The following is a 25201-nucleotide window of genomic DNA, read 5'->3' as shown; positions in this document are numbered from 1 at the left end:
CCTGAACCTTCGTACAAGACTCAAGAGACGACAATGACGACGAAAAAACCTTTCAAGCGCCTGTTGCTGACCGGCGCGGCCGGCGGCCTCGGCAAAGTGCTGCGCGAGCGGATCAAGCCGTGGGCGGACGTGGTACGCCTGTCCGACATCGGCGACATGGGCGAAGCCGGCGAAGGCGAAGAGATCTTCCAGGCGGACCTGGCCGACAAGGCCGCCGTGCTGAAGATGATGGAAGGCGTGGACGCCGTGCTGCACTTCGGCGGCATCTCGACCGAGAACACGTTCGAGAACATCATGTTCGCCAACATCCAGGGCACGTACAACATCTACGAGGCGGCGCACCGCCTGGGCGTGAAGCGCATCGTGTTCGCGTCGTCGAACCATGCGATCGGCTTCTACCCGCAGACGCAGGTGATCGATGCCGACGACCCGCCGCGCCCGGACAGCATGTACGGCCTGTCGAAGGTGTTCGGCGAGCAGCTGGCGCGCTACTACTTCGACCGTGCGGGCATCGAGACCGTGTGCCTGCGCATCGGTTCGTCGTTCCCGGCCGTGAACAACCCGCGCATGATGTGCACGTGGCTGTCGTATGACGACCTGGTGGAATCGCTGCGCGTGTCGTTGCTGACGCCGCGCGTGGGCCACACGATCCTGTTCGGCGCCTCGAACAACAAGCGCCAGTGGTGGGACAACCGCAAGGCGGCCCACCTGGGCTTCCAGCCGAAGGATTCCTCCGAACAGTTCCGCGCCGACGTGCCGGAATCGGGCGACTACCCGCCGGCCGACGACGCCACGTTCAACTACCACGGCGGCAAGTTCATCTTCGACGGGCCGATGTACAAGGACTGATCCAGAAAAGGGACGCATGCTGCGTCCCTTTTTACTTTTTGAACTTCGCGCAGGGATCGGCGCGCTTCTGCGCCGGGATCGGCCGCACCTCGTCGAACTGCGCCTTCATGCCGCCGCCTTCCACGTAGCCGACCGCCTTCACCGTCAGCCTGGCGCCCACCGTATCGAGCCAGCGCGGCACGCCGATATCCTTGCGCACATGGCCGTTGCCGGCGATGAGCACCACGTCGCGCGGCTGCTGGTCGCGGATCAGCTTGGCCATCCAGATGTCGCGCGCCATCTGGGCGTCGACCATGCCGGGCACCATCATGTCGGGCAGCATGTTGCAGTGGCCGGCGCGGATCTCGCTTTCCTGGGCCTTGCGCCAGTCGGCCGAAATCGGTTCGCCCAGCCGGTATTCGGCCACGGTTTTCGGATCGAAGCTCGATGCCACGCCATCGCGCACCACCTTCGACGCGTTCGCGCGCGACAGGTTGACCGCCACGATCGGCAGGTGCTTGTCCAGCGCCAGCCCGATCACCGGGTAATACTGTTGCCAGTCCCACCCTTTCTTGTTCATCACGCGGATCAGGCAGCCGGCATCCACGCAGCCCTTCTGCGCCTCGTCCAGCAGCACCTGGTCTTCGTGGTCGAACTGCTCCATCGCCACGACCGGGCGCCAGCCGGCGTCGACGCGCTTCTTCAATTCCTCGAAGCGCAGCTTGTGGCCCTGCGGATTGTCGTGCACTTCGCCGAGCAGCAGCACCTGCGGATTGGCCGCTTCCTGCATGCCGGCGATGCGGCCGGCCGCGCTGTCTTTCTTGACGATGCCGCAGCCGGCCAGCAGAACGCCGGCCAGCATGGCAACGAGTGGAAGATATTTCATGGGACTTCGGGGTTGGCTGTCGAAGCGGGCAGTCTACCGCAACTGGAGCGATGGCCCGGCTGCCGCCAAAACCGGGCCGGCGGCATGACGGATGATCGGCCGTCGTGGACGCGGCAGGCGGCACATCAGGCCTCCATCGCCAGCGCATGCAGCTTGGTCACGGTGCTCCAGTTGCGGGTGGTCACGGCATCGCCCAGCAGGTTGCCCATCGCCGCGGCGGCACGGCTGGCCAGCACGCCATCCACGCACCAGATGTAGGCGGCCCATTGGCCGAGCGCGAACGCTTCGGGCTGCCATGGCTGGTGCGCCAGCGGTTCGAGCTTGACACGGTCGGCGGGGTTGCTGAGCACCGCCACCAGCAGCCGGGAAGGATCGACGGCCTGCTCCAGCAGAGGATTCGCGGCGACCACTTCGGCCAGCTGCTGCGCATCGAGCACGGTCACGCGCGCGCCCACGCCCAGCTTCAGTACCAGCGCTTCCTCGATGCGCTCGGCGGAGCGTGCCGCATCGCCCCCCGGGCAGTCGAACACGGCGTTGCCGCTGTTGAGCAGCGTACGCACGCCGGAAAATCCCAGGTCGCCCAGTACCTTGCGCAAATCCGCCATGGCGATGCGCTTGGCCCGGCCGACATTGACTCCCCGTAGCAGGGCAACCTGCCGCTGTGTGCTCATGGTTCCCTCCTTTGAGAGCGCAGTATGCGTCAGCCGCGTCAAAGCGGGCGCCCGGCTTGCGGCCGCGGCCGGACCAGCCCGTGCTGTTGCGACAAGGTGATAAGATCGTTTGGAGCGAGGAGGATGCGATGGAAATCGACGATCTGCCGCTGGCGCGGGTACGCGCCGGCATGGTGCTGTGGAACGAATTGCGCGATGCGCAGGGTGGGCTGCTGCTGCCGCGCGGCACCGTGCTGACGCCGGCAATGCTGGCCTCGCTGCAGGGCCTCGGCCTCGACACGCTGCAGGTCGAGGCGCCGCACGCCGCGCGCATCGATTACCTGTTCCGAAAAGTGCAGGCGGCCGGCCCGGCAGGCGCCGGCAAGGCACTGCGTGACTACCTGTCCGCCTACCGCGCCGGGGCCGGAGGATGAATCGCCTGGGTTATGACGATGTCGTGCAGAACCTGGACGACCTGCCCTCCCTCCCCTCGGTCGTGATGGACCTGCTGAACAGCATCGATGCCGAAGAAGTCGATATCGCCGTGCTGGCGAAAAAGGTGGCGCTGGACGGTGCGCTGACGGCCAAGACGCTGCGCCTGGCCAACTCGTCGCTGTACGGCCTGCAGGTGCGGGTGACAACCATCCAGCAGGCGATCACCTATCTCGGCTTCCAGACCTCGCGCAACCTGATCACCGCCGCGGCGCTGACCGGCTGCTTCGCCGGGAACCGCTGCGCGGGCTTTTCGCACCCGGCGTTCTGGCGCCATTCGCTCGGCACGGCCATCTGCGCGAAGGTGCTGGCGCGCCACCTGCGCTTCAACCAGGACTATGCGTTCACGGCGGGCCTGCTGCACGATATCGGCCGGCTGGTGCTGGTCAGCTGCTTCCCGGAGCACTATGCACGGGTCATCGCCTGGCGCGGCGCGCACGATGCGCTGTGGCTCGACGCCGAACGGACGGTGCTCGGCATCGACCATGTGGATGCCGGGCTGGCACTGGCCGAGCACTGGAATTTCTCCGACACGATGCGGCTCGCCATCGGCCACCATCATGCGCCGGACGTGCCGGGCGCGGGTTTCCTGGCGGCGATCATCCACGTTGCCGATGCAATCGCGCATGCACTGGACCTGGCCGGCGTGGCGGATGAAGCCGTGCCGCCGGTGTCGGCGATGGCTTGGCATGCGTTGCGGCTGGACGAGGCAACATGTTTGCGCGTGTTCAAGGACACGCAAGGCGAGTTCGACGAAATGGCGCGGGTGCTGCTGGCGTGACGGGAGATGCCGGGAACCGGAAATCGGGCCGGTGAAACGACATGATGAAATGAAGCAATCAAACGAAGCGATGAAATAATGCGGTAACGAAGCGGCGGTAGAATACGAACTGTCGGGAACAGGCCGCGCAAGGCAATACGGCCGGAGTGGAGGCCCCGGCCGGCGGTGGCTCAGTGGGTGTAGTTGCCTTCCGGCTTTTGCTGCGCCTGAGCGGCGGCGGCGGCCTGCTGCGCTGCCTTTTCTTCTGGTTTCGGGCGGCCCTGCGCATCGGACAGGCGATATTTGGTGCGACGGTCGCCCATCAGGTCGCGCAGGTCGCGAATGCTCATGCCGGTGACTTCATGCATGCGGATCAGCAGCGAGGCGCCGACGGGCAGGCGGTGGTGACGGATCTTGCTGATGACCGGCGGCGCCACTTCCAGCAGGCGCGACAGAGCTGCATCGTTTTTCAGTTGCATCTTGCCCAGAAGAATATCGAGCAGGTGATTCGGGTTATAACTTTCCTGGGATGAGAGTGCGTGGTGTGCCATGATTGATCCTCGTCGATATAGTTGATTAGAAGATGCTGCCCCGGACATAAAGAAAGACTTGTTTTAGCCAACTTAGTTCGCCAACTTAGTTCTGCAGTTGATACCTGACCTGGTACCTGACTTAGTTCCGGAAACGAGTACGCCAAACTGCGGGCGCAAGGGCCGGCGACCATTGGGTTGAAACTTGCACTTTCAGCAAAATTCTATGCCCAAACAAGCACGCTCCAGCCTAGCCATGCCAAGCGAAGATTTGTTTTAAATCAATCATTCGCTGAAATAACTTACAACAATGCTATTTCAACACACGGGAACGGCGGACAGCGCACGATAGAACCTGTGGGAAATTGTTACACCAGTCAACCCTTCAGTGACAGAGTTGTCGAATCGCCATTGATGAGCCGGAAAGCCGCATGCCTGCTGGCATCGGAATTTCTCCCGGATTGCATCTTGCCAGCTGTTTCCTGCGGCCAGCCGGGCAAACTGCGGTAAACTGCCGGCCATGCAGAAAAAAGTTTTCATCAAGACGTTCGGCTGCCAGATGAACGAGTACGACTCGGACAAGATGGCCGATCTCCTCGGCGCCACGGATGGCCTGGTGCGTACCGCGACGCCGGAAGACGCCGATGTCATTCTCCTCAACACCTGTTCGGTGCGCGAAAAGGCGCAGGAAAAGGTGTTTTCCGACCTGGGCGTGTTCCGCAAGCTGAAGGAAGCCAACCCCGACCTGCTGATCGGCGTGGGCGGCTGCGTGGCTTCGCAGGAAGGCGAGGCGATCGTCAAGCGCGCGCCGCAGGTGGACATCGTGTTCGGCCCGCAAACGCTGCACCGGTTGCCGAAAATGATCGAGCTGCGCCGCCACAGCGGCAAGCCGCAGGTCGACATCACGTTCCCCGAAATCGAAAAGTTCGACCACCTGCCGCCGGCGCGGGTGGATGGTCCGTTCGCCTATGTATCGATCATGGAAGGCTGCAGTAAGTACTGCAGCTACTGCGTGGTGCCGTACACCCGCGGTGAGGAAGTGTCGCGCCGCTTCGACGATGTGCTGACCGAAGTGGCCGGACTGGCCGCGCAGGGTGTCAGGGAAGTGATGCTGCTGGGGCAGAACGTGAATGCGTTCCGCGGCCAGATGGCGGACGGCCAGCAGGCCGACTTCGCGCTGCTGATCGAATACGTGGCCGACATTCCGGGCATCGAGCGCATCCGCTTCGTCACCAGCCATCCGAAGGAATTCACGCAGCGCCTGGTCGACTGCTACGCGCGCATCCCGCAACTGGCCGATCACCTGTACCTGCCCGCCCAGCACGGGTCGGACAAGATCCTGGGCGCGATGAAGCGCGGCTATACGGCGCTCGAGTACAAGTCGATCATCCGCAAGGTGAAGGCCGTGCGGCCGGACATCACGATCGCCTCGGACTTCATCGTCGGCTTCCCCGGCGAGACGGAGCAGGATTTCGAGGCGATGATGAAGCTGATCCAGGATGTCGACTTCGACAATTCGTTCAGTTTCATCTTCAGCAAGCGCCCCGGCACGCCGGCCGCGAACCTGGCCGACGACACGCCGCACGACGTGAAACTGGCGCGGCTGCAGCGGCTGCAGGCGCTGGTCGATGCCAATACGAAACGGCACAGCGCGGCCATGGTGGGCAAGACGATGCGCGTGCTGGTCGAAGGCCCGTCGAAGCATGGCGGTACGGAACTGGCGGGCCGCGCCGGCAATACGCGCACCGTGCTGTTCGACGGTGGCGACACGCCCGCCGCGCTGCATGGCAAGATGGTGGATGTATTGATTACCGAAAGCCTGTCCTATTCCCTGCGCGGCGAGCTGATTGATTAAAACTTGTACCAGAGCGAGCGTTTGCTGTCGAGCATTTGCCGAAGCGGGCCCGCGCTGAACCGGGCCTGCACTGAATCGAGCCATACCAGGCGCCGCGCCAATTTCACCTGCTCCCGACCGACCCATTGAAAACAAAGATTCCCGTACAGCCGCACTATTTCATCCCGGAACCGCTGGACAACACGCGGCTGGCCAACCTGTGCGGCCCCCTCGATGAAAACCTGCGCCAGATTTCGGCGGCGCTCGATGTAACGATCTTCCGGCGCGGCGAGAAATTCATCGTCAGCGGCACCAATGCCGAGCGTGCCGTGCAGATCCTGGAAAAATTCTACGGCGTGGCCGACAAGGCCGTGCCGATCGAAGAGGTGCAGCTGGGCCTGGTCGAGCAACGCACCAGCCTGGCCGTGCCCGACGGCGACGACGAGGAAGAACCGCCGTTCAACGATCCGGAAATCGCCAGCCCGGTGCTGAAGACGCGCCGCAGCGACCTGCGCGGCCGCACGCCGCACCAGATCCGCTACCTGCGCAACATCCTCGAGCACGACATCAGCTTCGGCGTCGGCCCGGCCGGCACCGGCAAGACCTACCTCGCCGTGGCCTGCGCCGTCGATGCGCTGGAGCGCGATGCCGTCAAGCGCATCATCCTGTGCCGCCCCGCCGTCGAGGCCGGCGAGCGGCTGGGCTTCCTGCCAGGCGACATGGCGCAGAAGGTCGACCCGTACCTGCGTCCGCTGTACGACGCGCTGTACGACCTGCTGGGCTTCGACCGCACGCAGAAAATGTTCGAGAAGCAAGTTATCGAAGTCGCCCCGCTGGCCTACATGCGCGGCCGCACGCTGAACCACGCGTTCGTGATCCTGGACGAGGCGCAGAACACCACCGTCGAGCAGATGAAGATGTTCCTGACGCGAATCGGCTTCGGCAGCAAGGCCGTGGTCACCGGCGACGTCACCCAGGTCGACCTGGCGAAAAGCCAGAAGAGCGGCCTCGTCGACGCGGTGCAGGTATTGCACGACGTGCGCGGCATCGCGTTCTCGCACTTTTCCAGCGAAGACGTGGTGCGCCACCCGCTGGTGGGGCGTATCGTCGAAGCCTACGACAGCGCGCACCAGAGCACCGCCGATATCGCACCATTGCTGAAACCCGTCAAGACTACCCGGAATGTCCGAAAAAAATAAGCTGGCACTAATGGTGCAGTACGCCGACACCCGCCTGCAGGAAACCATCACCCGCCCGCTGATCCGCAAGTGGGTGAAGGCGGCCCTGCTCGCCCCCGCCGAGCTGACGATCCGCTTCGTCGACGCGGCCGAGGGGCAGCAACTGAACCTGGCCTACCGTGGCAAGGACTATGCCACCAACGTGCTCACGTTCGCCTACAACGAAGGCGAGGAAATCGCCGACGACGAACCGACCCGCGCCGACATCATCCTGTGCACGGACGTGCTCGAGCGCGAAGCGGCCGAACAGCAAAAATCGGTCGAAGAACACACCGCGCACCTGATCGTGCACGGCGTGCTGCATGCGCAGGGCTACGACCACGAAGACGACGACGAGGCCGAGGAAATGGAAAGCCTCGAGACCGAGCTGCTCGAAGGGCTCGGCTATGCCGATCCCTATGCGGCCGAGAAGTAAGCGCCGCGATCCAGCCCGAGGCGCCGGGGTTGGACACTATTCATCCGGTGCCTGACACTATTTTCTGGGCGACTCTTCCAGAAAATGGTGTCAGGCACCGGTTTTCCCTGCCGGCAGTCACCTTCCCAGGAAGCCCTACTCCACTTCCCGCCGCCGCCGCAATACCGCCCAGCCGGCAACCACCGTAAACGCGGCCACGATCCCGGCAATGATCCAGAACCCGGAGCCATCCTGGGCCAGCGGCACCCCGCCCACGTTCATGCCCAGCAAACCGGCGATGATGTTGATCGGCAGCGCCAGCACGGTGACGATCGTCAGCGTGTACAGGCTGCGGTTGTTGCCTTCGTTGACGAGCGCGGCGATCTCTTCCTGCAGCAGCTTGATGCGCTCCTGCAGGGTGGCGATGTCGTTCAGCGTGACCGCGAATTCCTCGCTGGCCTCGCGCAGCTCCTGCCGGTCCTGCACCGTTATCCACGGCGGCGGTCGCTGCAGCAGCCGGAACATGGCGGCCGGCTCGGGTGCCAGCAGCCGCTGCAGCCGCACCAGCACGCGCCGCAGCGCGCCCAGGTCGGCGCGCTTGAACTTCAGCTGGCCGGACAGCAGGTTGTCCTCGATGTTGTCGACCTTGCCGGTGGCCATGCGCACGATGCGCGTCAGCACATCGGCCTGGTCGCGCAGCAGGTGTGTCAGCAGCACCACGGAAGAGGCGATCGGCTCGCCGCGCCGCACGGCCTGCCGCAGCCGCTCCACCGCCTGCAGCGGGCTGCGCCGCGCGCTGATGACAAGCTGCCGTTCCACCGACAGGTACAGGCTGGCGATATCGGACGGTTCGAACGAAAAGTCGCGCAGCACGTCGTTGACCACGGCGACCAGCGTATCGTCGGCCTGCTCGATGCGTGTCGAGCGCGAGCCCTCATGCAGGCAATCGTAGAACTCGTCGGACAGCCGCGCATGCTCGCGCAGCCATTTTTCGCTGGCCGTGTTGGCCAGGTTGAAGTGCAGCCACAGGAATTCTTCCGGCTGCCGGGCACTTTCCGTAATCCACGCGGCCGCTTCGCCGGCGCTGATCGGCACCGCCTGCGCCTGCCGCCCGAACAGGTAGCCGCACACCAATCCATTCTGATCCGACCCGTATTCCAGCACCCCCATGGTTCCTCCCGGCGCCAGCCTACCAGACGAATGTGACACCCGCATAGCGCGTGATGACTATTTGTTAAAAACCGCCCCCGCCGCTTCTTTGGTGTATCCTGTATCCCTTCGAAACAAATGGCTTTATGCCTGCTATGCAAGAGCACTCTAGTAGCGTCAGGAATGACGCGAACCCAAACCGCAGCGTACGGAATGACGCAACCTCCCAGCGCAGTCTCAAGAGCGACGCGAAACCGCGCTCCCTTCTCGAGCGCCTCACCGCCCTGATCTCCCCGGAGCCGGAAAATCGTTCCGAGCTCCTCGAAGTCCTGCACGAAGCCCACGAACGCAACCTGATCGATGCCGACGCGCTGTCGATGATCGAAGGCGTGTTCCAGGTCTCGGACCTGTCCGCGCGCGACATCATGGTGCCCCGTTCGCAGATGGACGTGATCGACCTGTCCAAGCCGATCGAGGAATGGATTCCGCTGGTGCTGGAAACGGCCCACTCGCGCTTTCCCGCGATCGAGGGCGAGCGCGACAAGGTGGTCGGCATCCTGCTGGCGAAAGACCTGCTGCGCTATTACGCCGAGGAATCATTCGACGTGCGCGACATGCTGCGCCCGGCGATCTTCATTCCCGAATCGAAGCGCCTGAACGTGCTGCTGCGCGATTTCCGCGCCAACCACAATCACATGGCGATCGTGGTCGACGAATACAGCGGCGTTGCCGGCCTGATCACGATCGAGGACGTGCTCGAGCAGATCGTCGGCGACATCGAGGACGAATACGATTTCGATGAGGAGGAGGACAACATCCTCTCGATCCGCGAAGGCCAGCTCGGCCCGCGCTGGCGCGTCAAGGCGCTCACCGAGATCGACCAGTTCAACGAGGAACTCGACACAAGCCTGCCGGACGACGAAGTCGACACCATCGGCGGCTTCGTGGCCAAGCACCTGGCGCGCATGCCCCATAAAGGGGACGTGTTCGACATCGACAACCTGCGCTTCGAAGTCCTGCGCGCCGATGCCCGCCAGATCCACGTGCTTACAGTCGAGAAACTGCCAGCGGCCATCGACGAGCAGGACTGATGCGTTTTCGCCGCGCCGTACCCGGCGAACAGCCTGCCCAGCCCCGTAGCACCCGCAGCCGAATGATCATCGCCGCCGTCACGGGCGGCCTTGGCGTGCTCTCGTTCGCGCCGGTCGGCTGGTGGCCCATCCAGCTTCTCGCGCTGGCGGTCCTGTTCTACCAGGTGCTGCGCGCCGACTCCGTGAAAGCGTCGTTCTTCATCGGCTGGGCCTTCGGCTTCGGCTGGTGTTTCGCGGGCGTGCACTGGCTTACCATCGCCATTTCCCGCTTCGGCGGCCTGCCATTGCCGCTGGCATGGATCGCCATCGCCCTGCTGTCGGTCTACATGGGCCTGCACTGCGCCGCCGCGATGGGCGGCGCCGCCTGGCTGCGCAAGCGTTGGGGCCTGTCGCTGCCGGCAGTGAACCTGCTGGTATTGCCCGCGCTGTGGGCCGTATCCGAATGGACGCGCGGCTGGCTGTTTACGGGTTTTCCGTGGGCCTCGAGCGGCTATGCGCACAACGCCACGCCGCTGGCCGGCTACGCGCCGGTCCTCGGCGTGTACGGTATCGGCTGGATCGCCGCCATCACGGCCGGCGCCCTTCTGCTGCTGATGCATCCGGTGCGCAAACCGGCGCTGGCGCTGATCGCCGCGCTGTGGGTCGGCGGCTTCGCCCTCCAGTGGATCGACTGGACCGCGCCGACCGGCCAGCCGCTCACGGTGCGCCTGGTGCAGGCCAATATCCCGCTGCAGACCAAGTTCGACCCGAACCATATCGGCAACACGCTGCGGCGCTACCAGGAAACGGTACTGGCCGAGCCGGCCGACCTGATCGCGATTCCGGAAACGGGCATTCCGCTGTTCCCGCAGCAATTGCCGGCGGGCTACCTGGATACTTATGGGCAATTCGCCCGCAGGACCGGCAGCGCCGTGGTGCTGGGCATGCCGTTCGCCGACAGCCCCACCCGCTATGCGAACAGCGTGATGGGCCTGGGGCCCTCGCTGGCCAGGCCGTACCGCTACGACAAGCACCACCTGGTGCCGTTCGGCGAGTTCATCCCGCTGGGCTTCCGCTGGTTCACGGACATGATGCACATCCCGCTCGGCGACCAGACCAGCGGCGCGGCGTTGCAGCCGTCGTTCGCCGTGAAGGACCAGCGTGTGCTGCCGAACATCTGCTACGAGAACAACTTCGGCGAGGAGATCGCGGCGCAGCTAAGCAATGGAAAAAATGCGGGCTCGCGCGCGACGATCCTGCTGAACGTCTCCGAGCTGGCCTGGTACGGCGAATCGGTGGCGATCCCGCAACATCTGCAGATCTCGCAGATGCGCACGCTGGAAACGGGCCGCCCGATGCTGGCGGCCACCAACAACGGTGCCACCGTCGTCATCGACGGCCGTGGCGCGATCCAGGCCAGCCTGCCGTATTACCAGGCGGGCGTGCTGAAGGCCACCGTGCAGGGCATGACGGGCGACACACCCTACATCGTGCTGCAGAACCGCCTGCTCATAGCGCTGGCCGCGGGCGCGCTGCTGGCGGCCTGGCTGCTGTCCCGGCGCAGGAAAGCAAACGCCTGATCTCTACTTGTCTGTTGCAAAAACCGCTAAAATGAGCCCTTTTGGCGAACCCATAACGCCGCTTACACTCAAGCTCTCGCGCCGCGCGCGCCACAGAAGAACACGATGCTGACATTCCAACAAATCATCCTGACCCTGCAAACCTACTGGGACCAGCAGGGCTGCGCCCTGCTCCAGCCCTATGACATGGAAGTGGGCGCGGGTACTTTCCACACCGGCACCTTCCTGCGCGCGATCGGCCCGGAGCCCTGGCGCGCCGCCTACGTGCAGCCTTCGCGCCGCCCGAAGGATGGTCGCTACGGCGAAAACCCGAACCGCCTGCAGCACTACTACCAGTACCAGGTGGTGCTCAAGCCGGCGCCGGAAAACATCCTCGACCTGTACCTGGGATCGCTGGCGGCACTGGGCCTTGACCTGAAGCAGAACGACGTGCGCTTCGTCGAGGACGACTGGGAAAGCCCCACGCTCGGCGCCTGGGGCCTGGGCTGGGAAGTCTGGCTGAACGGCATGGAAGTCACCCAGTTCACTTATTTCCAGCAGGTGGGCGGCCTCGATTGCAAGCCGGTGCTGGGCGAGATCACCTACGGCATCGAGCGGCTGGCCATGTACCTGCAGGGCGTGGAAAACGTCTACGACCTGGTGTGGACGGAATGGGAAGAGAACGGCCAGAAGAAAGTCCTGAAGTACGGCGACGTGTTCCACCAGAACGAAGTGGAACAGTCGACCTACAACTTCGAGCACGCCAACACCGAGCTGCTGTTCGCCCAGTTCGCGAACCACGAGTCGGAAGCCAAGCGCCTGGTCGAGCTGCAGCTCACGCTGCCGGCCTACGAGCAGATCATGAAGGCGTCGCACAGCTTCAACATGCTCGATGCGCGCGGCGCGATCTCGGTCACCGAGCGCGCCGCCTACATCGGCCGCGTGCGCACGCTGTCGCGCCTGGTGGCGCAAGCCTATTACGACTCCCGCGAACGCCTCGGCTTCCCGATGGCCGACAAAGCTTAAGAATACCAACATGACTCAAACTCTCCTGATCGAACTGCTGACCGAAGAACTGCCGCCGAAGGCGCTGTCCAAGCTGGGCGCCGCATTCGCCGCCGGCATCTTCAATGGCCTGAAATCGCGCGACTTCCTGGAAGAAGACAGCGTCGCCACGTCGTACGCCACGCCGCGCCGCCTGGCCGTTTCCATTACGAAGGTGCGCGACGTGTCGCCGGACAAATCGATCCGCGAAAAAGTGCTGCCGGTGACGGTGGCACTGGACAAGGAAGGCAATCCGACCGCGCCGCTGGCGAAGAAGCTGGCCGCGCTGGGCTTCCCCGACCTGCAGGTCGCCGACCTGGAACGCGCGCAGGACGGCAAGGCCGAATCGTTCTTCCACACGTATACCGCGCCGGGCTCGCAACTGGTGACCGGCCTGCAGGCCGCGCTGGAAGACTCGGTGGCCAAACTGCCGATCCCGAAGGTGATGAGCTACCAGCGTCCGGATGGCGCCACCGTGCAGTTCGTGCGCCCGGCGCACAGCGTGATCGCGCTGTTCGGCGACACCGTGCTGCCGTTGACGCTGCTGGGCCTGACCGCATCGAACGTCACCCAGGGCCACCGCTTCCTGACGGCGCCGGGCCAGCGCGCCGTCACCGTGTCGCACGCCGATGCGTACGCCGACACGCTGGTGGAAAAGGCCAAGGTCATCCCGTCGTTCGAAGCGCGGAAGGAGCAGATCCGCGCCGGATTGCTGGCCAAGGCCGGCGACGACCAGGTGCTGATGCCCGAGGCGCTGCTGGAGGAAGTGGCGTCGCTGGTCGAATGGCCGGTGGTGTATGAATGCCGCTTCGAGGACGAATTCCTGGCCGTGCCGCAGGAATGCCTGATCCTGACGATGCAGACCAACCAGAAATACTTCGCGCTGACGGACACCAACGGCAAGCTGCGCTCGCGCTTCCTGATCGTCTCGAACATCGCCACCGATACGCCGCAGGCGATCGTGGGCGGCAACGAACGCGTGGTGCGCCCGCGCCTGTCCGATGCGAAATTCTTCTTCGAGCAGGACAAGAAGAAGACGCTGGCATCGCGCCTGCCGCTGCTGAAGAATGTCGTGTACCACAACAAGCTGGGCACCCAGGCCGAGCGCAGCGACCGCGTAACCGCGCTGGCAACGGCCATCGCCGGACGCCTGGGCGCCGATGTTGCCCTCGCCGAACGCGGGGCGCGCCTGTCGAAGGCCGACCTGCTGACCGACATGGTGGGCGAGTTCCCCGAGCTGCAAGGCATCATGGGCACGTACTACGCGCGTCATGACGGCGAGAACGAGGAAGTGGCGCTGGCCGCTTCCGAGCACTACCAGCCGCGCTTCGCCGGCGATGCGCTGCCGTCCACGCAGACCGGCACCGCCGTGGCGCTGGCCGACAAGCTCGAAACGCTGGTCGGCATCTGGGCCATCGGCCTGCAGCCCACCGGCGACAAGGATCCGTTCGCGCTGCGCCGCCACGCGCTGGGCATCCTGCGCATGCTGATCGAGAAGCGCCTGCCGCTGGCGATCTCGGAACTGCTGGCCGATGCCGTGGCGCAGTTCTCCGCCGTGCCGAACTTCAAGGATCCGACCGCCGAGGCGACCGCGTTCATGCTGGACCGCCTGCGCGGCATCCTGCGCGAGCGCGGCTTCACGCCGAACGAGATCGAAGCCGTGGTGGCGCAGAATCCGGACCGCCTGGACGACATCGTCCAGCGCCTGGAAGCTGTGCAGGCATTCGCTTCCCTGCCGGAAGCGGGCTCGCTGGCCGCCGCCAACAAGCGCATCACCAACATCCTCAAGAAGAACGAGGCGGCGCTGGCGCAGGCCACCACGGTGAACCCGGCGCTGCTGCAGGACGAGGCGGAGAATAACCTGGCCGCCGCCGTCGCGCGCGTGCAGCCCGAAGTCGACGCGGCGTTCGCGGCCGGCGACTTCACCGGCACCTTGATGACGCTGGCGCAGCTGCGCGACGACGTTGACGCGTTCTTCAACGACGTGATGGTGATGGCCGACGATATCGCGCTGCGCAACAACCGCCTCGCGCTGCTGTCGTCGCTGCACGGCATGATGAACCGCGTTGCGGACATCTCGAAGCTGGCCGCATAAGGGATTGCATCGATGCCGCAGCCGAAACTGATCATCCTGGACCGGGATGGCGTGATCAACCACGATTCGCCGGACTTTATCAAGTCCCCCGACGAGTGGATTCCCATTCCCGGCTCGCTGGAAGCGATCGCCCGGCTGAACCAGGCGAACTACCGCGTGGTGATCGCCTCGAACCAGTCGGGCATTGCGCGGCAGCTGTTCGACATCACCACGCTGAACGCGATCCACGCCAAGATGCACCGCCTCGCCCTGCAGGTGGGCGCGGACATCGACGCGGTGTTTTTCTGCCCGCACGCGGCGGCCGACAACTGCGATTGCCGCAAGCCGAAGCCCGGCATGTTCGCCGAGATCTCGAAGCGCTACCAGGTGAGCCTGAAAGGCGTGCCCACGGTGGGCGATTCGCTGCGCGACCTGCAATCGGGCTTCATCAGCGGCTGCGTGCCGTTCCTGGTCCGTACCGGCAAGGGCGAGAAAACCGAGGTGACCGGCGGCCTGCCACCCGGCACGCTGACCTTCCCCGACCTGGCGGCCACGGTGCAGCACATCCTGAAAAACCCCACGCTGTAAAAGCTGGACCGCCCTGAAATCATTGGAGTACCGCGTTGCGTAAAGCCTTCCTGTTCCTGCGTTCCCTCGTGTTTACCGTGGTGATGGCCATCGCCACGGTGATCTGGTCGTTCGTCTGCATGCTGGCGGCGCCGCTGCCTTACAACAAGCGCTACTACGTCACGTCGCGCTGGAACGTGTTCGTGATCTGGCTGGCGAAGGTCGTCTGCGGCATCCGCTACGAATTCAAGGGCTACGAGAACTTCCCCGACAGTCCGGCCATCGTGCTGTCGAAACACCAGTCGGCATGGGAAACGATCTTCCTGCTGGCGAACCTGCCGCGCCCCCTGGTCTTCGTGTTCAAGAAGGAGATCCTGTACATCCCGTTCTTCGGCTGGGGCATCGCGCTGCTGCGCATGATCCCGATCGATCGCAAGCAGGGCAAGAATGCGTTCCGGATGGTGGTCGCACATGGAAAGCGTCGCCTGAAAGACGGCCAATGGATTATCATGTTCCCGGAAGGCACGCGCATCCCGGTGGGCCAGGCGGGCAAGTACAAGAGCGGCGGCACGCGCCTTGCGATCGATACCGGCGTACCCGTGGTGCCGATCGCGGTGAATTCCGGCGAGTGCTGGCCAAAGAATTCGTTTATCAAATATCCGGGCAAGATCACGGTTTCGGTGGGCAAGCCGATATCGTCCGAAGGACAGACCCCCGACGGCATGATGGAACAGGTGGAACAGTGGATAGAATCAGAAATGCGCGTCATTTCGCCCCACGCCTACAGCGCTGGCTAGAGACACGCACCCAGGCCAGCGAGAGGAACGACAGCGGCGGCGAAGGTGCCGCCCAGGCCGACCTTCAACTCGATCTTTTCGCCGGCGGCGCCAGCCACGACGCGGCGCCGGCGGATTTTCCCCCTCCCCCATTACCGTTTCCCGCATCCTCGTTCCCGGTGCCGGCTCCGGCCACCGTGAATCTCCTGCGCCCGCCGGTGCCGCTGCGCCGTCCCGATCCCTCCCCGGTCACGCCACCGGTCGATGGCCTGGACCGCCGCCAGGTCCTGGTGGGCAGCTTCATCCTCGAATACACGCTGCGCAGGTCCACCCGCCGCTCGATCGGCTTCATGGTCGACGACGAAGGCCTGCGCGTGACGGCGCCGAAGCGCTGCACGCTGGCCGACATCGAGAACGCGATCCGCGCCAAGCAGAACTGGATCCTGTCGAAGCTGGACGACCGCCGCCAGCGGCGCGCCGCGCGTCTCGAGAAGCCGCCGGTGGAATGGAAGGATGGCGCGACACTGCCTTACCTGGGCGGCGACATCACGCTGCGCATGTACGTGGCGCCGCGCAACCGCACCACATTCGACCCGGCCACCAATGAACTGTCGCTGGGGCTCGTACAGGGCGCTACCGAGCTGCTGGTCAGGGAACGCGTGAAGAACTGGTACAAGCAGCAGGCCGAAGGCCTGTTCGCGCAGCGGCTCGACCTGTTCGCGCCGCGCGTGGGCGTGCAGTACGCATCGCTGTCGATCTCGTCGGCCGATTCGCGCTGGGGCTCGTGCACGGTGGGCCGCGCGATCCGGCTGAACTGGAAACTGATGTTCTTCTCGCTGCCGCTGATCGACTACGTGGTGGCGCACGAGCTGGCGCACATCCTCGAGATGAACCACAGCCCGCGCTTCTGGGCCCACGTGGGCCGCGTCTATCCGCAATACGAGGAAGCGAAACAGTTGCTGCGGCGCCGCTCGCAGGAGCTGCCGTTGCTGTTTTCCTGATTCCGCCAGGCGTTGGCGCGCGCACAGACGTGCGCGCCGGCGAGGGCGATACTCCTTCCATGCCGGCCCGTCCGGCGCTTACAGGAGTACGCCATGCACACACGTTTCATCAAGATCGCCCTGCTCGCGGCCACGCTCGCCGCGGGCACCGCCGCGCTGGCCCAGAACCGTCACGATAGTCACGACAATAACCGCGGCGACCGCGACCGCAATGACCGCTACGAGCAGCGCGACCGCTCCGATCGCCGCGACGACGCGGATCGCCGCGACGACCGCGGCCCCGACCGCTACGCCGACGGCCGCCGCAACGACCGCTACAACTATCGGCAGGATGGCCGGGGCGACCGCAACCGCGGCGCCGGCCCGCGCCACGACCTGCGCAAGGGCGCCCGGCTGCCGAGCGAGTATCGCAACCGCCAGTACGTGGTCGACAACTGGCGCGCCCATCGCCTCTCCGCCCCGCCGCGCGGCCACCACTGGGTGCAGACCGGCAACGATTATGTGCTGACCGCGATCGCCACGGGGGTCATCGCCAGCATCATCCTGGGGAATTGAACATCCGTCATGGCCGAGGCCGTGTCCACCTCGGGGTCAACCCCGTTTCTGGACACGAACTCGACATTAATATGGATGAGATCGTGTCCGATTTCGGGGTTGACCCCAGGGTGGACACGGGCTGAGCTCTAGGTGATTTATTCCGCCAGCGGCGGCAGCAATTCGAGCGTGCGCGCGGTGGCGCCACGATGCCGGTTGGCGAACGCCAGGCCGGCCTGGCCCATCGCGGCGCGGGCGGCGTCGTCGTCCAGCAGCCGGGCCGCGTGCGCCATCAGGTCGCCGGCATCGGCGATGCGCAATGCGCCGCCGGCGGCGACGGCATCCTCGGTCACCTGCGCGAAATTGAAGGTATGCTGGCCGATCAATACCGGCTTGCCCAGTGCCGCCGCCTCGATCAGGTTCTGGCCCCCCAGCGGCTGCAGGCTGCCGCCGATGAAGGCGATGTCGCAGCTGGCATAGTAGGCGAACATTTCTCCCATCGAATCACCGAGCACGACGCGCGTTGCCGCATCGACGCGGGCCCCGGGTTGCGCCAGCGCCGAGCGCCGCTGCACGGCGAGGCCCCGTTCGCGCACCATCGCCTCGACGGCATCGAAGCGCTGCGGATGGCGCGGCACCAGCAGCAGCAGCGTGTTCCCGGGCAGGTTCGCGGTGCCGAACGCATCGAGGATCGGTTCTTCTTCACCCTCGCGCGTGCTGGCGCACAGCAGCACGGGACGGGCGGGCATGCCCCCTGCCCCGAACTGGTTTTTCAGCTGCGTGCCCGTGGCCAGCGCGGCCGGCGACACCACCACGTCGAACTTGATGCTGCCGGTGACGGCCACGTTGGCCACGCCGAGCGCACGCACGCGGGCGGCATCGTCTTCGGTCTGCGCGGCCACCAGCGAAATGCCGCGCGCAGCGTCGGCCATCAGCCGGCCCAGCTTGCGCGCCTTGCGCAGCGACCGTTCGGACAACCGCGCATTGGCGAGCACCACCGGCACGTTGCGCCGCTTGCAGCCCGCGATCAGGTTCGGCCATACCTCGGTTTCCATCAGGATGCAGATGCGCGGCTCGAAATGGGCGATGAAGCGCTGCACCAGTGCCGGCAGGTCATACGGCAGGTAGGATTGCACGACCCGCGCGCCATGCTTGCCGAACAGGCTCTTGCCGGTGGCACGGCCGGTCGGTGTCATGTGCGTGAGCAGGATGCGACCGCGGGGATGGCGCTTGAGCAGCGCCTCCACCAGCGGCTCGGCGGCGCGCGTCTCGCCGACGGAGACGGCGTGCACCCAGATCGTCAGCGGCTCGTCGTTGGCGGCCCGGCGCCCATAGATGCCCAGGCGCTCGTTCCAGAATTGCCGGTATCCCGGTTCCTGCCGCCCGCGCCACCACAGGCGCGCGAGCACCAGCGGCAGCGCCAGGCGCCACATCAATGTATAAAGAAACCGGCTCAAGCAGGCACCATCACAGCAGGCTCCTGGCGGCCGCCGCCACGTCGGCCACGGACGGCGGATTGCCCCGGTCGCCCAGGTTGATGATCTTCGGCGACCAGTTGCCTTCCGTTTTCCAGCGCGGCGAATCGCAGTAGATCTCCACGACCGGCCGGCTGAATGCCGCGGCGATGTGGGTCAGGCCCGTGTCGACGCCTACCGCGAGCGCGGCGCGGCGTGCCAGCATCACCGCGTCCGCCATCGACAGCTTCGGCAGGACACGCGCGTTCGGCATCGCGGCGGCCAGCGCTTCGGCTTCCGCTTTTTCTTTCGGCGAGCCCCACGGCAGCAGGATCGTCATCGGCGCCAGTTCACGGCCCAATGCGATCCAGTTGGCCGGCGCCCACTTCTTTGCGTCGCGCGCGGTGCCATGGAAATACACCGCATAGGGGCCGGGCGGCAGCCAGTCCGGCCGCGGTTCGTCGACCGCTATTTCGGGCAGCCCGAAATCGGCCGGCGTGTCCACCGCATAGCCCAGCGCGGCGCCGACGACGAGGCGGCCGCGCGCCACCGCGTGCGTGCGCGGATCGAGCGGAATGCTTTTCGTATGAAAAATGCGCGAGATGCCTTCGTAGCCGGAGCCTTCGCTGCCGTTCGCCAGGCCTACTTTCTGCCCGCCTTCGCCTTTACGTCCCTTCCTGACGCGGGCGGCGCCCATGATGACGCCGGTCTTGAGCAGGCCCTGCGTGTCGAACACGTAGTCGTACTCGACCTCGCGCACGCGGCGGAAGAACGCCTTGACCTCGGCGCGTACCGCCTTGTCGCCGAGGTTCTTGCGCCAGCGCCGCAGCGCGAACGGAATGATGTTGCGCACTTCGGGATTGAGACGCACGAGGCTGACATACCCCTCTTCCACCACCCAGTCGATGTTCGCACCGGGAAAGTGGCGGCGGATGTCCGCCACGATGGGCATGTTGTGCAGCACGTCTCCCAGCGAGGAGACGCGCACCAGCAGGATGTTCATCTGACAGGCGGATCAGAACGGCAGTTGCGCGTCCGGCTTCGCCGTCAGGATCACGTCGCGGAACTGGCCCTGGATGCGAGCCAGCGCTTCCGGCGATTCGGCTTCGAAGCGCATCACGATCACCGGCGTGGTGTTGGACGAACGCGCCAGGCCGAAGCCGTCGGCATACTCGACACGCAGGCCGTCGATCGTGATGATGCGTTCATTGCCGGGGAAGGTCGCGTCCGCGCGCAGCTTGTCCATCAGCGCGAAGTTTTCGCCTTCCTGCAGGTGCAGGTGCAGTTCCGGCGTGCTGTCGGACTGCGGCAGCGCGTTCAGCAGCGCGGACGGATCCTGTTCCTTCGTGAGGATTTCCAGCATGCGCGCGCCGGCGTACAGGCCGTCGTCGAAGCCGTACCAGCGTTCCTTGAAGAAGATGTGGCCGCTCATTTCGCCGCCCAGCGGGGCGCCGGTTTCCTTCAGCTTGGCCTTCACCAGCGAGTGGCCGGTCTTGTACATCAGCGGCTTGCCGCCCGATTTCTCGATGTACGGCGCCAGGTGGCGCGTGCACTTCACGTCGTACAGGATCTGCTCGCCCGGCACGCGCGACAGCACGTCGGCCGCGAACAGCATCATCTGGCGGTCCGGATAGATGATCTGGCCGTCCTTGGTGACGAGCCCCAGGCGGTCGCCGTCGCCGTCGAAGGCCAGGCCGATTTCGGCATCGCTCTCCTGCAGCGCGCGGATCAGATCCTGCAGGTTTTCCGGGTGCGCCGGGTCCGGGTGGTGGTTCGGGAAATTGCCGTCCACTTCGCAGAACAGCTCGATCACTTCGCAGCCCATGCCGCGATACAGGTCGCCCGCGAACGCGCCGGCCACGCCGTTGCCGCAGTCGACGGCGATCTTGATCGGCCGCGCGATCTTCACGTCGCCGATGATGCGTTCCAGGTAGGCGGCGCGGATATCGTGCGTGCGGTAGCCGCCCGGCTGCGCGGCCGCCTCCAGGGTGCCGCTGGCGATGTGGTCGTACAGGCCCGTGATCGCGTCGCCGTAGATCGCTTCGCCGGCCAGCACCATCTTGAAACCGTTGTAGTCGGGCGGGTTGTGGCTGCCGGTGACCATGATGCCGGACTTTGTTTCCAGCACATTGGTGCCGAAGTAGACCATTGGCGTGGCGACCACGCCCAGGTCGATGACGTCGGCGCCGGCGGCCCGCAGGCCTTCGGCCAGCGCGGCCGCCAGTGCCGGACCGGACAGGCGGCCGTCGCGGCCGATCACGACACTGCGCTCGCCCTTGGCCAGCGCGGCCGCGCCGAAGGCGTGGCCGATCTGGCGGGCTACGCCTTCGTCGAGGGTGTTATCGATGATGCCGCGGATGTCGTACGCTTTGAAGATGGATTTCGAGAGGGAGACCATGAATGTCGGGAGCCCGGGCTGAGTGGGCAGCCGGCTTTGTAAAATGGAAACAACCGGTATAGTAAGTGCGATGCGGGCGGCAGGCAAGTGTCCCTGCTGCCCCGCACCATCGGATCACGCGCTCTGGCCGTTTACAACAGCCTGTTCTCGCGCCGGTTTTCGCGCTCGCCAGGCCCTTGCTTTTGACGTGGTGCCTCGATGCCTCGAGAAGCCGTACCGAGCAATGTCAGACCTCACTGAGGACCGGAACCGTACTTTGGCACGGCCGCTTGATACAGCCGTTCCGCCGCTACGGAATACCGCAGACCGGCGGCTGGCGTTGCGCAACAGGTTATCGAGGTCCTGTTTAAATACGCAGGTCGTCGATCGACTTGCCGGAATCGACCCAGTCCTTCACCCATTTCGGCTGGCGGCCGCGGCCGGTCCATTGCTGGCCGGCGTCGCCCGGATTGCGGAAGCGGGCAGCCACGGTGCCGCCTTTGCCGCGTGAATTGGTGGCGATCAGGTCTTTCAAAGGCAAGCCCACGCGCTGGGCAATTGCGAAAATCTCGTCCTTTGCCTGCTGCAAGTCCTGCGATTCGCGTTTTTTCAGCTCGCGCTTCAGTTGTTCCTGCAGATTGCGTAATTCCGACGCCGACAGATTCGACAGATCCATTGTCTATTCCTTCATGAGAATGTAAGGGAGCTTGTTTCTGTGCGAAATATACACCAAGTTCGAAAATTACTGGTTTTTTTTGTGGCGAATCATCCAGCGTGGCGCTTTGAATCGAACGATCCGCACATATAACCAGACATAGCTGATAATGAACAGCAGGCAAAACAGCATCAGCACGCCCGTATAGCGCCAGAATACCGTCGCGGGTATTACGGCCATCAGTGAAAACATCCAGAGGTAAGGCGACGTCAATGAATTGCGGCGCATCAGTGCGCGGGCATCCTTGTGCCCCACGGCCCATTGCACCACGCGCCGGAAAATGAGGCTGTGCAGATGGATACCGTCCGGCATCGCCGGCGACTTGCCGCGAATGAACATGCGGCGGTACACGGAAAACAATGTTTCAAATGCCGGGTAGATCAGCAGCAATGCCGCATACCAGGTCGATACTTGCGGATTGCGCATCACCAGCAATAGTGCCAGTTCGCCAAGCATGAAGCCGATAAAGTAGGCGCCGCCATCGCCGAGGAATATCAGGCCGACCGGATAATTCCAGATCAGGAAGCCCGCGGTAGCGCCGGCCACCATCAGCGCCGCGACCAGCACGAACATATCATTCACCTGCAATGCTACATAACCGAGGGAAAGCAGCATGCATATCGTGACAACACTAGCCAAGCCGTTAAATCCGTCGATGATATTGACGGCGTTGGCAATACCGGCCACCGATAATACGGTCAGGGGCAATGTCAGCCAGATATATGGCAATGACCAGACCGCATCGATCCAGTCGATGCGGTCGATCCGGGCATCGAGCAGATAATAGCCGAGCAATGCCGCGACCATCGTCAGTACCAGGCGCCGGGAAGCCGATACCCGTCCGGTGTAATCCTCGACAATGCCGCCGACGAATGCGCACGCGCTGCACGCCATCAGCGACAGCATCCATGTTGTCAGCGCCGGCACGCGCCATACGGAAATACAGGCCGACAGTGCCACGGCCAGAAAGATCGACAGCCCGCCGATCCGGGCAACGCTGTGCGCATGCACTTTCTGCACGCCGTTGAAATCGGCGTCCAGCGCGGGCCCGTGCAGCCGCGACTCCTTGATGACCAATAAGGTCAGCAAGGCTGAAGCGACAAAACTCACAAGGAAAGAAAACATGTAGTCGAAAATCGGTCGGTGGTCGGGCGATACCGCACTGCAGCAACGGGCATTGTCTGCATGCCAACCAGCGATTGTACCGGATTAATAAGAGGAAACTGGAAAATAGCGGTCATCCAGCACCGCCGCGAGAAGGCGCCGGGATTCTACCTCCACTCGCCCGATAGCCCCGGGCTGCTTACCATTCGATACATCCAGGCAACTACAGACGGCGATGACGTGCGGCATTCCGGCGTGGTGCCGGATGGCTCGGGTTGCCGGTCCGCGCCAGCCTGGTGCGATTGCGCACCCGCTTTATCCGATCGCACGACCGATGCGGTCACAATGCAAGGGGGTAAACCCGGCCCCGCGGGTCACGAAAATCATTTAGTATCCCTGTCCTGGAAGTAAATTTTTAACAATCCCGACGGACATGGGAAGAGCGCCACGGCCTGTCATTGCCGCGGCCAACGATGGAGCGGTATGCGGACATATGCGATCGGGGACCTGCAGGGATGCCACGCTGAGACAGTCGAGCTCGTAGAGCATATCCTGGAACGGGAACATGGCGCAGAGCCGCCAGCCATCCTGTTCTGTGGCGACCTGATCAACCGCGGCCCGGATTCGCTGTCCACGCTGCGTTACGTGCAGGCGCTGGCACAAGGCAGCGGCGGCCGCATCGATGCAGTACTGGGCAACCACGACCTGCACCTGCTCGCCGTGGCGAACGGCATTCGTCCGGAATCGGGTTCCGATACGCTCGACACCATCCTTGCCGCCCCCGACCGCGAAGCCCTGCTGCACTGGCTGCGCGAACGCCCGCTCGCGATCCATACGAAAAACCACCTGCTGGTGCATGGCGGCGTGCTGCCGCAATGGAGTGCGCAGCAGACGATCGCGCTGGCGGGCGAGGTGGAAGCGGCGCTGCGCGGACCGGAATGGGCCGGGTTCCTGGCCGGGATGTACGGCAATCAGCCGGACCGCTGGGACGACGACCTGCGCGGCACGGCGCGGCTGCGCTGCATCGTCAACGCGCTGACCCGGATGCGCTTTTGCAGTGCCGATGGCGAGATGGATTTCAAGCTGAAGGAAAGCGCCAGCGTCGACGCCGCTACCGGGCTGATGCCGTGGTTCGACGTGCCCGGCCGCCGCACGCAGGACGTGACCGTGGTATTCGGCCACTGGTCGGCGCTGGGGCTGCGCATCACGCCCTCCTACATCGCGCTCGACAGCGGCTGCGTGTGGGGCGGGCAGCTGTCGGCCGTGTGCCTGGACGACCGTTCGCTGCTGCAGGTGGAGTGCCCCGAGTTCCAGCGCGCCAAGGGAAAAGGCTGAGCGGCTGCCTGAGAACTCCTGTCAGCCGCCCTTCCGGTGCCAGACATCGTCCTTGCCGGGCTCCTCGTCCGCTTCCGAAGGCGGCTGCTCTTCCGGGACCGCGATGCCGAGTGCCTCGCGGATCGCCTGGTAGGAACGCTCGGCGAGTTCACGCCGGTTGATGCCTTCCGATTTCATCGAACGCAGGATCGTGACCCGGGCGTGGATCGGCTTGCCGGACAGGATCGCCACCACGCTCTGCGCGAATGTCATGTCGCCGATGAATTCCACCGAAGGATGCGGCTTGCGTTCGTGGTCGATGTAGCGGATCGCGTATGGCTGCACCCGCGACTTCGCATCCACCGCCGCCTCGAACAGGTTGGCATGGAACGGCAGCAGCGTGCCCTGCGGCGAGGTGGTTCCTTCCGGGAAGAACGCCACGCGCTCGCCGGTTTTCAGCGCCGTCACCAGCCCTTCGAACGCGCGGCGCAAGTCGCGCCGGTTGCCGCGCGCGATGAACACGGTGCCGGCCTGCTCGACCAGCCAGCCGGCCAGCGGCCATGAACGGATCTCGGCCTTGGCCACGAAGCGGCATGGATACAGCGCGTTCAGCACGAAGATATCCAGCCACGACACGTGGTTGGCAACCACGAGGGCCTGGGCGCGCGGCGCCGCGCTGCCGCCGGTGATCTGCACGTGCACGTTGCAGATGCCCAGCAGGTGGCGCGACCAGCGGCGGATGTGGATCTCGCGTGCCTCACGGTCGATCCACGGGAAGAACAGTGCGCAGATCGCCATGCCGGACAGCAGGTGGAAGACGAGCCGCGCAATGCGCAAGGCAAGAATCATCG

Annotated in this window: 25 protein-coding genes; 15 read left to right on the top strand and 10 right to left on the bottom strand. The window is 64.7% G+C overall.

The window, feature by feature from the left end:
• Window positions 1–33: 33 nt before the first annotated feature.
• Window positions 34–849 carry an NAD-dependent epimerase/dehydratase family protein gene (locus tag GJV26_RS17975; RefSeq protein ID WP_155710038.1) on the top strand — a complete coding sequence of 272 codons (816 nt, stop codon included), beginning with the start codon at window positions 34–36 and terminating at the stop codon, window positions 847–849.
• A 31-nt stretch (window positions 850–880) separates the two neighbouring features.
• Here the strand turns inward: GJV26_RS17975 and GJV26_RS17970 are convergent, their stop codons facing one another.
• Both GJV26_RS17970 and GJV26_RS17965 read right to left on the bottom strand, forming a co-directional pair.
• Window positions 881–1714, bottom strand: a complete 834-nt coding sequence (locus tag GJV26_RS17970) for a ChaN family lipoprotein (protein WP_155710037.1) — start codon at window positions 1712–1714, stop codon at window positions 881–883.
• Between the two features lie 125 nt (window positions 1715–1839).
• On the bottom strand, window positions 1840–2385 hold the full coding sequence (locus tag GJV26_RS17965; RefSeq protein WP_155710036.1) for a DUF1697 domain-containing protein: 546 nt from the start codon (window positions 2383–2385) through the stop codon (window positions 1840–1842).
• A 128-nt stretch (window positions 2386–2513) separates the two neighbouring features.
• On the opposite strand from GJV26_RS17965, the gene GJV26_RS17960 reads away from it, so the two are divergent.
• A complete protein-coding gene (locus GJV26_RS17960; protein ID WP_155710035.1) occupies window positions 2514–2798 on the top strand; it encodes a hypothetical protein in 285 nt (94 codons plus the stop codon).
• Complete coding sequence (locus tag GJV26_RS17955) at window positions 2795–3637, top strand: HDOD domain-containing protein (RefSeq protein WP_155710034.1); 843 nt, start codon at window positions 2795–2797, stop codon at window positions 3635–3637. Before GJV26_RS17960 ends, GJV26_RS17955 begins: the two co-directional genes overlap by 4 nt.
• A 170-nt stretch (window positions 3638–3807) precedes the next feature.
• Here the strand turns inward: GJV26_RS17955 and GJV26_RS17950 are convergent, their stop codons facing one another.
• Window positions 3808–4167 carry a hypothetical protein gene (locus GJV26_RS17950; RefSeq protein ID WP_155710033.1) on the bottom strand — a complete coding sequence of 120 codons (360 nt, stop codon included), beginning with the start codon at window positions 4165–4167 and terminating at the stop codon, window positions 3808–3810.
• A gap of 499 nt (window positions 4168–4666) precedes the next feature.
• Between GJV26_RS17950 and miaB the strand changes: the two genes are divergently transcribed.
• The 3 genes from miaB to ybeY all read left to right on the top strand — a co-directional run bounded on the left by miaB (window position 4667) and on the right by ybeY (window position 7633).
• Window positions 4667–6001, top strand: a complete 1335-nt coding sequence (gene miaB / locus GJV26_RS17945; RefSeq protein WP_155710032.1) for a tRNA (N6-isopentenyl adenosine(37)-C2)-methylthiotransferase MiaB — start codon at window positions 4667–4669, stop codon at window positions 5999–6001.
• A 125-nt stretch (window positions 6002–6126) separates the two neighbouring features.
• Window positions 6127–7179: a PhoH family protein gene (locus tag GJV26_RS17940; RefSeq protein WP_155710031.1), complete on the top strand. Its 1053-nt coding sequence runs from the start codon at window positions 6127–6129 to the stop codon at window positions 7177–7179.
• Window positions 7163–7633, top strand: coding sequence for an rRNA maturation RNase YbeY (gene ybeY, locus GJV26_RS17935; protein WP_155710030.1), 471 nt, complete (start codon window positions 7163–7165; stop codon window positions 7631–7633). The genes GJV26_RS17940 and ybeY overlap by 17 nt, the downstream gene beginning before the upstream one ends.
• 135 nt (window positions 7634–7768) lie before the next feature.
• Here the strand turns inward: ybeY and GJV26_RS17930 are convergent, their stop codons facing one another.
• Complete coding sequence (locus GJV26_RS17930) at window positions 7769–8782, bottom strand: transporter (protein WP_155710029.1); 1014 nt, start codon at window positions 8780–8782, stop codon at window positions 7769–7771.
• 134 nt (window positions 8783–8916) lie between these two features.
• Here GJV26_RS17930 and GJV26_RS17925 point away from each other — a divergent pair, with 134 nt between their 5' ends.
• The 8 genes from GJV26_RS17925 (at window position 8917) to GJV26_RS17890 (ending at window position 17407) form a co-directional block, all read left to right on the top strand.
• Window positions 8917–9852, top strand: coding sequence for a CorC family transporter (locus GJV26_RS17925; protein WP_155712565.1), 936 nt, complete (start codon window positions 8917–8919; stop codon window positions 9850–9852).
• A gap of 62 nt (window positions 9853–9914) precedes the next feature.
• A complete protein-coding gene (gene lnt, locus GJV26_RS17920; RefSeq protein WP_229419346.1) occupies window positions 9915–11411 on the top strand; it encodes an apolipoprotein N-acyltransferase in 1497 nt (498 codons plus the stop codon).
• A gap of 105 nt (window positions 11412–11516) precedes the next feature.
• Window positions 11517–12416, top strand: coding sequence for a glycine--tRNA ligase subunit alpha (gene glyQ / locus GJV26_RS17915; RefSeq protein ID WP_155710027.1), 900 nt, complete (start codon window positions 11517–11519; stop codon window positions 12414–12416).
• A gap of 10 nt (window positions 12417–12426) precedes the next feature.
• Entirely contained in the window at window positions 12427–14529 is a 2103-nt protein-coding gene (gene glyS, locus GJV26_RS17910) for a glycine--tRNA ligase subunit beta (RefSeq protein WP_155710026.1), read from the top strand.
• A 12-nt stretch (window positions 14530–14541) separates the two neighbouring features.
• On the top strand, window positions 14542–15096 hold the full coding sequence (gene gmhB / locus GJV26_RS17905) for a D-glycero-beta-D-manno-heptose 1,7-bisphosphate 7-phosphatase (protein ID WP_155710025.1): 555 nt from the start codon (window positions 14542–14544) through the stop codon (window positions 15094–15096).
• A 35-nt stretch (window positions 15097–15131) separates the two neighbouring features.
• Window positions 15132–15872, top strand: a complete 741-nt coding sequence (locus GJV26_RS17900) for a lysophospholipid acyltransferase family protein (protein ID WP_229419345.1) — start codon at window positions 15132–15134, stop codon at window positions 15870–15872.
• On the top strand, window positions 15818–16852 hold the full coding sequence (locus tag GJV26_RS30730; protein ID WP_308807664.1) for a M48 family metallopeptidase: 1035 nt from the start codon (window positions 15818–15820) through the stop codon (window positions 16850–16852). The genes GJV26_RS17900 and GJV26_RS30730 overlap by 55 nt, the downstream gene beginning before the upstream one ends.
• A 93-nt stretch (window positions 16853–16945) precedes the next feature.
• Window positions 16946–17407 (top strand): RcnB family protein, encoded by a 462-nt coding sequence (locus GJV26_RS17890; RefSeq protein ID WP_155710024.1) that lies wholly within the window; start codon window positions 16946–16948, stop codon window positions 17405–17407.
• A gap of 137 nt (window positions 17408–17544) precedes the next feature.
• Here GJV26_RS17890 and waaA read toward each other — a convergent pair whose 3' ends face one another.
• From waaA to GJV26_RS17865, 5 genes are all read right to left on the bottom strand, one after another.
• Complete coding sequence (waaA, locus tag GJV26_RS17885; RefSeq protein WP_155710023.1) at window positions 17545–18843, bottom strand: lipid IV(A) 3-deoxy-D-manno-octulosonic acid transferase; 1299 nt, start codon at window positions 18841–18843, stop codon at window positions 17545–17547.
• Between the two features lie 10 nt (window positions 18844–18853).
• Window positions 18854–19843, bottom strand: coding sequence for a lipopolysaccharide heptosyltransferase I (gene waaC, locus GJV26_RS17880; protein WP_155710022.1), 990 nt, complete (start codon window positions 19841–19843; stop codon window positions 18854–18856).
• 12 nt (window positions 19844–19855) lie between these two features.
• Window positions 19856–21238 carry a phosphomannomutase/phosphoglucomutase gene (locus GJV26_RS17875; RefSeq protein WP_155710021.1) on the bottom strand — a complete coding sequence of 461 codons (1383 nt, stop codon included), beginning with the start codon at window positions 21236–21238 and terminating at the stop codon, window positions 19856–19858.
• Window positions 21239–21584: 346 nt separating this feature from the next.
• The gene (locus tag GJV26_RS17870) at window positions 21585–21893 is read right to left on the bottom strand and encodes an H-NS histone family protein (RefSeq protein WP_155710020.1); all 309 of its coding nucleotides are present in this window, start codon (window positions 21891–21893) and stop codon (window positions 21585–21587) included.
• 66 nt (window positions 21894–21959) lie between these two features.
• Complete coding sequence (locus GJV26_RS17865; RefSeq protein WP_155710019.1) at window positions 21960–23057, bottom strand: MraY family glycosyltransferase; 1098 nt, start codon at window positions 23055–23057, stop codon at window positions 21960–21962.
• A gap of 462 nt (window positions 23058–23519) precedes the next feature.
• On the opposite strand from GJV26_RS17865, the gene GJV26_RS17860 reads away from it, so the two are divergent.
• The gene (locus tag GJV26_RS17860) at window positions 23520–24371 is read left to right on the top strand and encodes a symmetrical bis(5'-nucleosyl)-tetraphosphatase (protein ID WP_155710018.1); all 852 of its coding nucleotides are present in this window, start codon (window positions 23520–23522) and stop codon (window positions 24369–24371) included.
• 21 nt (window positions 24372–24392) lie between these two features.
• Here the strand turns inward: GJV26_RS17860 and GJV26_RS17855 are convergent, their stop codons facing one another.
• Window positions 24393–25199 (bottom strand): lysophospholipid acyltransferase family protein, encoded by an 807-nt coding sequence (locus GJV26_RS17855; RefSeq protein ID WP_155710017.1) that lies wholly within the window; start codon window positions 25197–25199, stop codon window positions 24393–24395.
• Window positions 25200–25201: the final 2 nt, after the last annotated feature.

This window comes from Pseudoduganella dura (assembly GCF_009727155.1).
In the GTDB taxonomy this organism is placed as follows: Bacteria; Pseudomonadota; Gammaproteobacteria; order Burkholderiales; family Burkholderiaceae_D; genus Rugamonas; species Rugamonas dura.
The sequence above is the reverse complement of the archived record's forward strand: the minus strand, read 5'-3'. Positions and strand labels throughout refer to the sequence as shown.

Excerpts from the sequence above, each read along its gene's own strand:
- GJV26_RS17975 (WP_155710038.1), top strand. The coding sequence starts at position 34 with ATGACGACGAAAAAACCTTTCAAGCGCCTGTTGCTGACCGGCGCGGCC.
- GJV26_RS17970 (WP_155710037.1), bottom strand. The coding sequence starts at position 1,714 with ATGAAATATCTTCCACTCGTTGCCATGCTGGCCGGCGTTCTGCTGGCC.
- GJV26_RS17965 (WP_155710036.1), bottom strand. The coding sequence starts at position 2,385 with ATGAGCACACAGCGGCAGGTTGCCCTGCTACGGGGAGTCAATGTCGGC.
- GJV26_RS17960 (WP_155710035.1), top strand. The coding sequence starts at position 2,514 with ATGGAAATCGACGATCTGCCGCTGGCGCGGGTACGCGCCGGCATGGTG.
- GJV26_RS17955 (WP_155710034.1), top strand. The coding sequence starts at position 2,795 with ATGAATCGCCTGGGTTATGACGATGTCGTGCAGAACCTGGACGACCTG.
- GJV26_RS17950 (WP_155710033.1), bottom strand. The coding sequence starts at position 4,167 with ATGGCACACCACGCACTCTCATCCCAGGAAAGTTATAACCCGAATCAC.
- miaB (WP_155710032.1), top strand. The coding sequence starts at position 4,667 with ATGCAGAAAAAAGTTTTCATCAAGACGTTCGGCTGCCAGATGAACGAG.
- ybeY (WP_155710030.1), top strand. The coding sequence starts at position 7,163 with ATGTCCGAAAAAAATAAGCTGGCACTAATGGTGCAGTACGCCGACACC.
- GJV26_RS17930 (WP_155710029.1), bottom strand. The coding sequence starts at position 8,782 with ATGGGGGTGCTGGAATACGGGTCGGATCAGAATGGATTGGTGTGCGGC.
- GJV26_RS17925 (WP_155712565.1), top strand. The coding sequence starts at position 8,917 with ATGCAAGAGCACTCTAGTAGCGTCAGGAATGACGCGAACCCAAACCGC.
- lnt (WP_229419346.1), top strand. The coding sequence starts at position 9,915 with ATGATCATCGCCGCCGTCACGGGCGGCCTTGGCGTGCTCTCGTTCGCG.
- glyQ (WP_155710027.1), top strand. The coding sequence starts at position 11,517 with ATGCTGACATTCCAACAAATCATCCTGACCCTGCAAACCTACTGGGAC.
- glyS (WP_155710026.1), top strand. The coding sequence starts at position 12,427 with ATGACTCAAACTCTCCTGATCGAACTGCTGACCGAAGAACTGCCGCCG.
- gmhB (WP_155710025.1), top strand. The coding sequence starts at position 14,542 with ATGCCGCAGCCGAAACTGATCATCCTGGACCGGGATGGCGTGATCAAC.
- GJV26_RS17890 (WP_155710024.1), top strand. The coding sequence starts at position 16,946 with ATGCACACACGTTTCATCAAGATCGCCCTGCTCGCGGCCACGCTCGCC.
- waaC (WP_155710022.1), bottom strand. The coding sequence starts at position 19,843 with ATGAACATCCTGCTGGTGCGCGTCTCCTCGCTGGGAGACGTGCTGCAC.
- GJV26_RS17875 (WP_155710021.1), bottom strand. The coding sequence starts at position 21,238 with ATGGTCTCCCTCTCGAAATCCATCTTCAAAGCGTACGACATCCGCGGC.
- GJV26_RS17870 (WP_155710020.1), bottom strand. The coding sequence starts at position 21,893 with ATGGATCTGTCGAATCTGTCGGCGTCGGAATTACGCAATCTGCAGGAA.
- GJV26_RS17865 (WP_155710019.1), bottom strand. The coding sequence starts at position 23,057 with ATGTTTTCTTTCCTTGTGAGTTTTGTCGCTTCAGCCTTGCTGACCTTA.
- GJV26_RS17860 (WP_155710018.1), top strand. The coding sequence starts at position 23,520 with ATGCGGACATATGCGATCGGGGACCTGCAGGGATGCCACGCTGAGACA.
- GJV26_RS17855 (WP_155710017.1), bottom strand. The coding sequence starts at position 25,199 with ATGATTCTTGCCTTGCGCATTGCGCGGCTCGTCTTCCACCTGCTGTCC.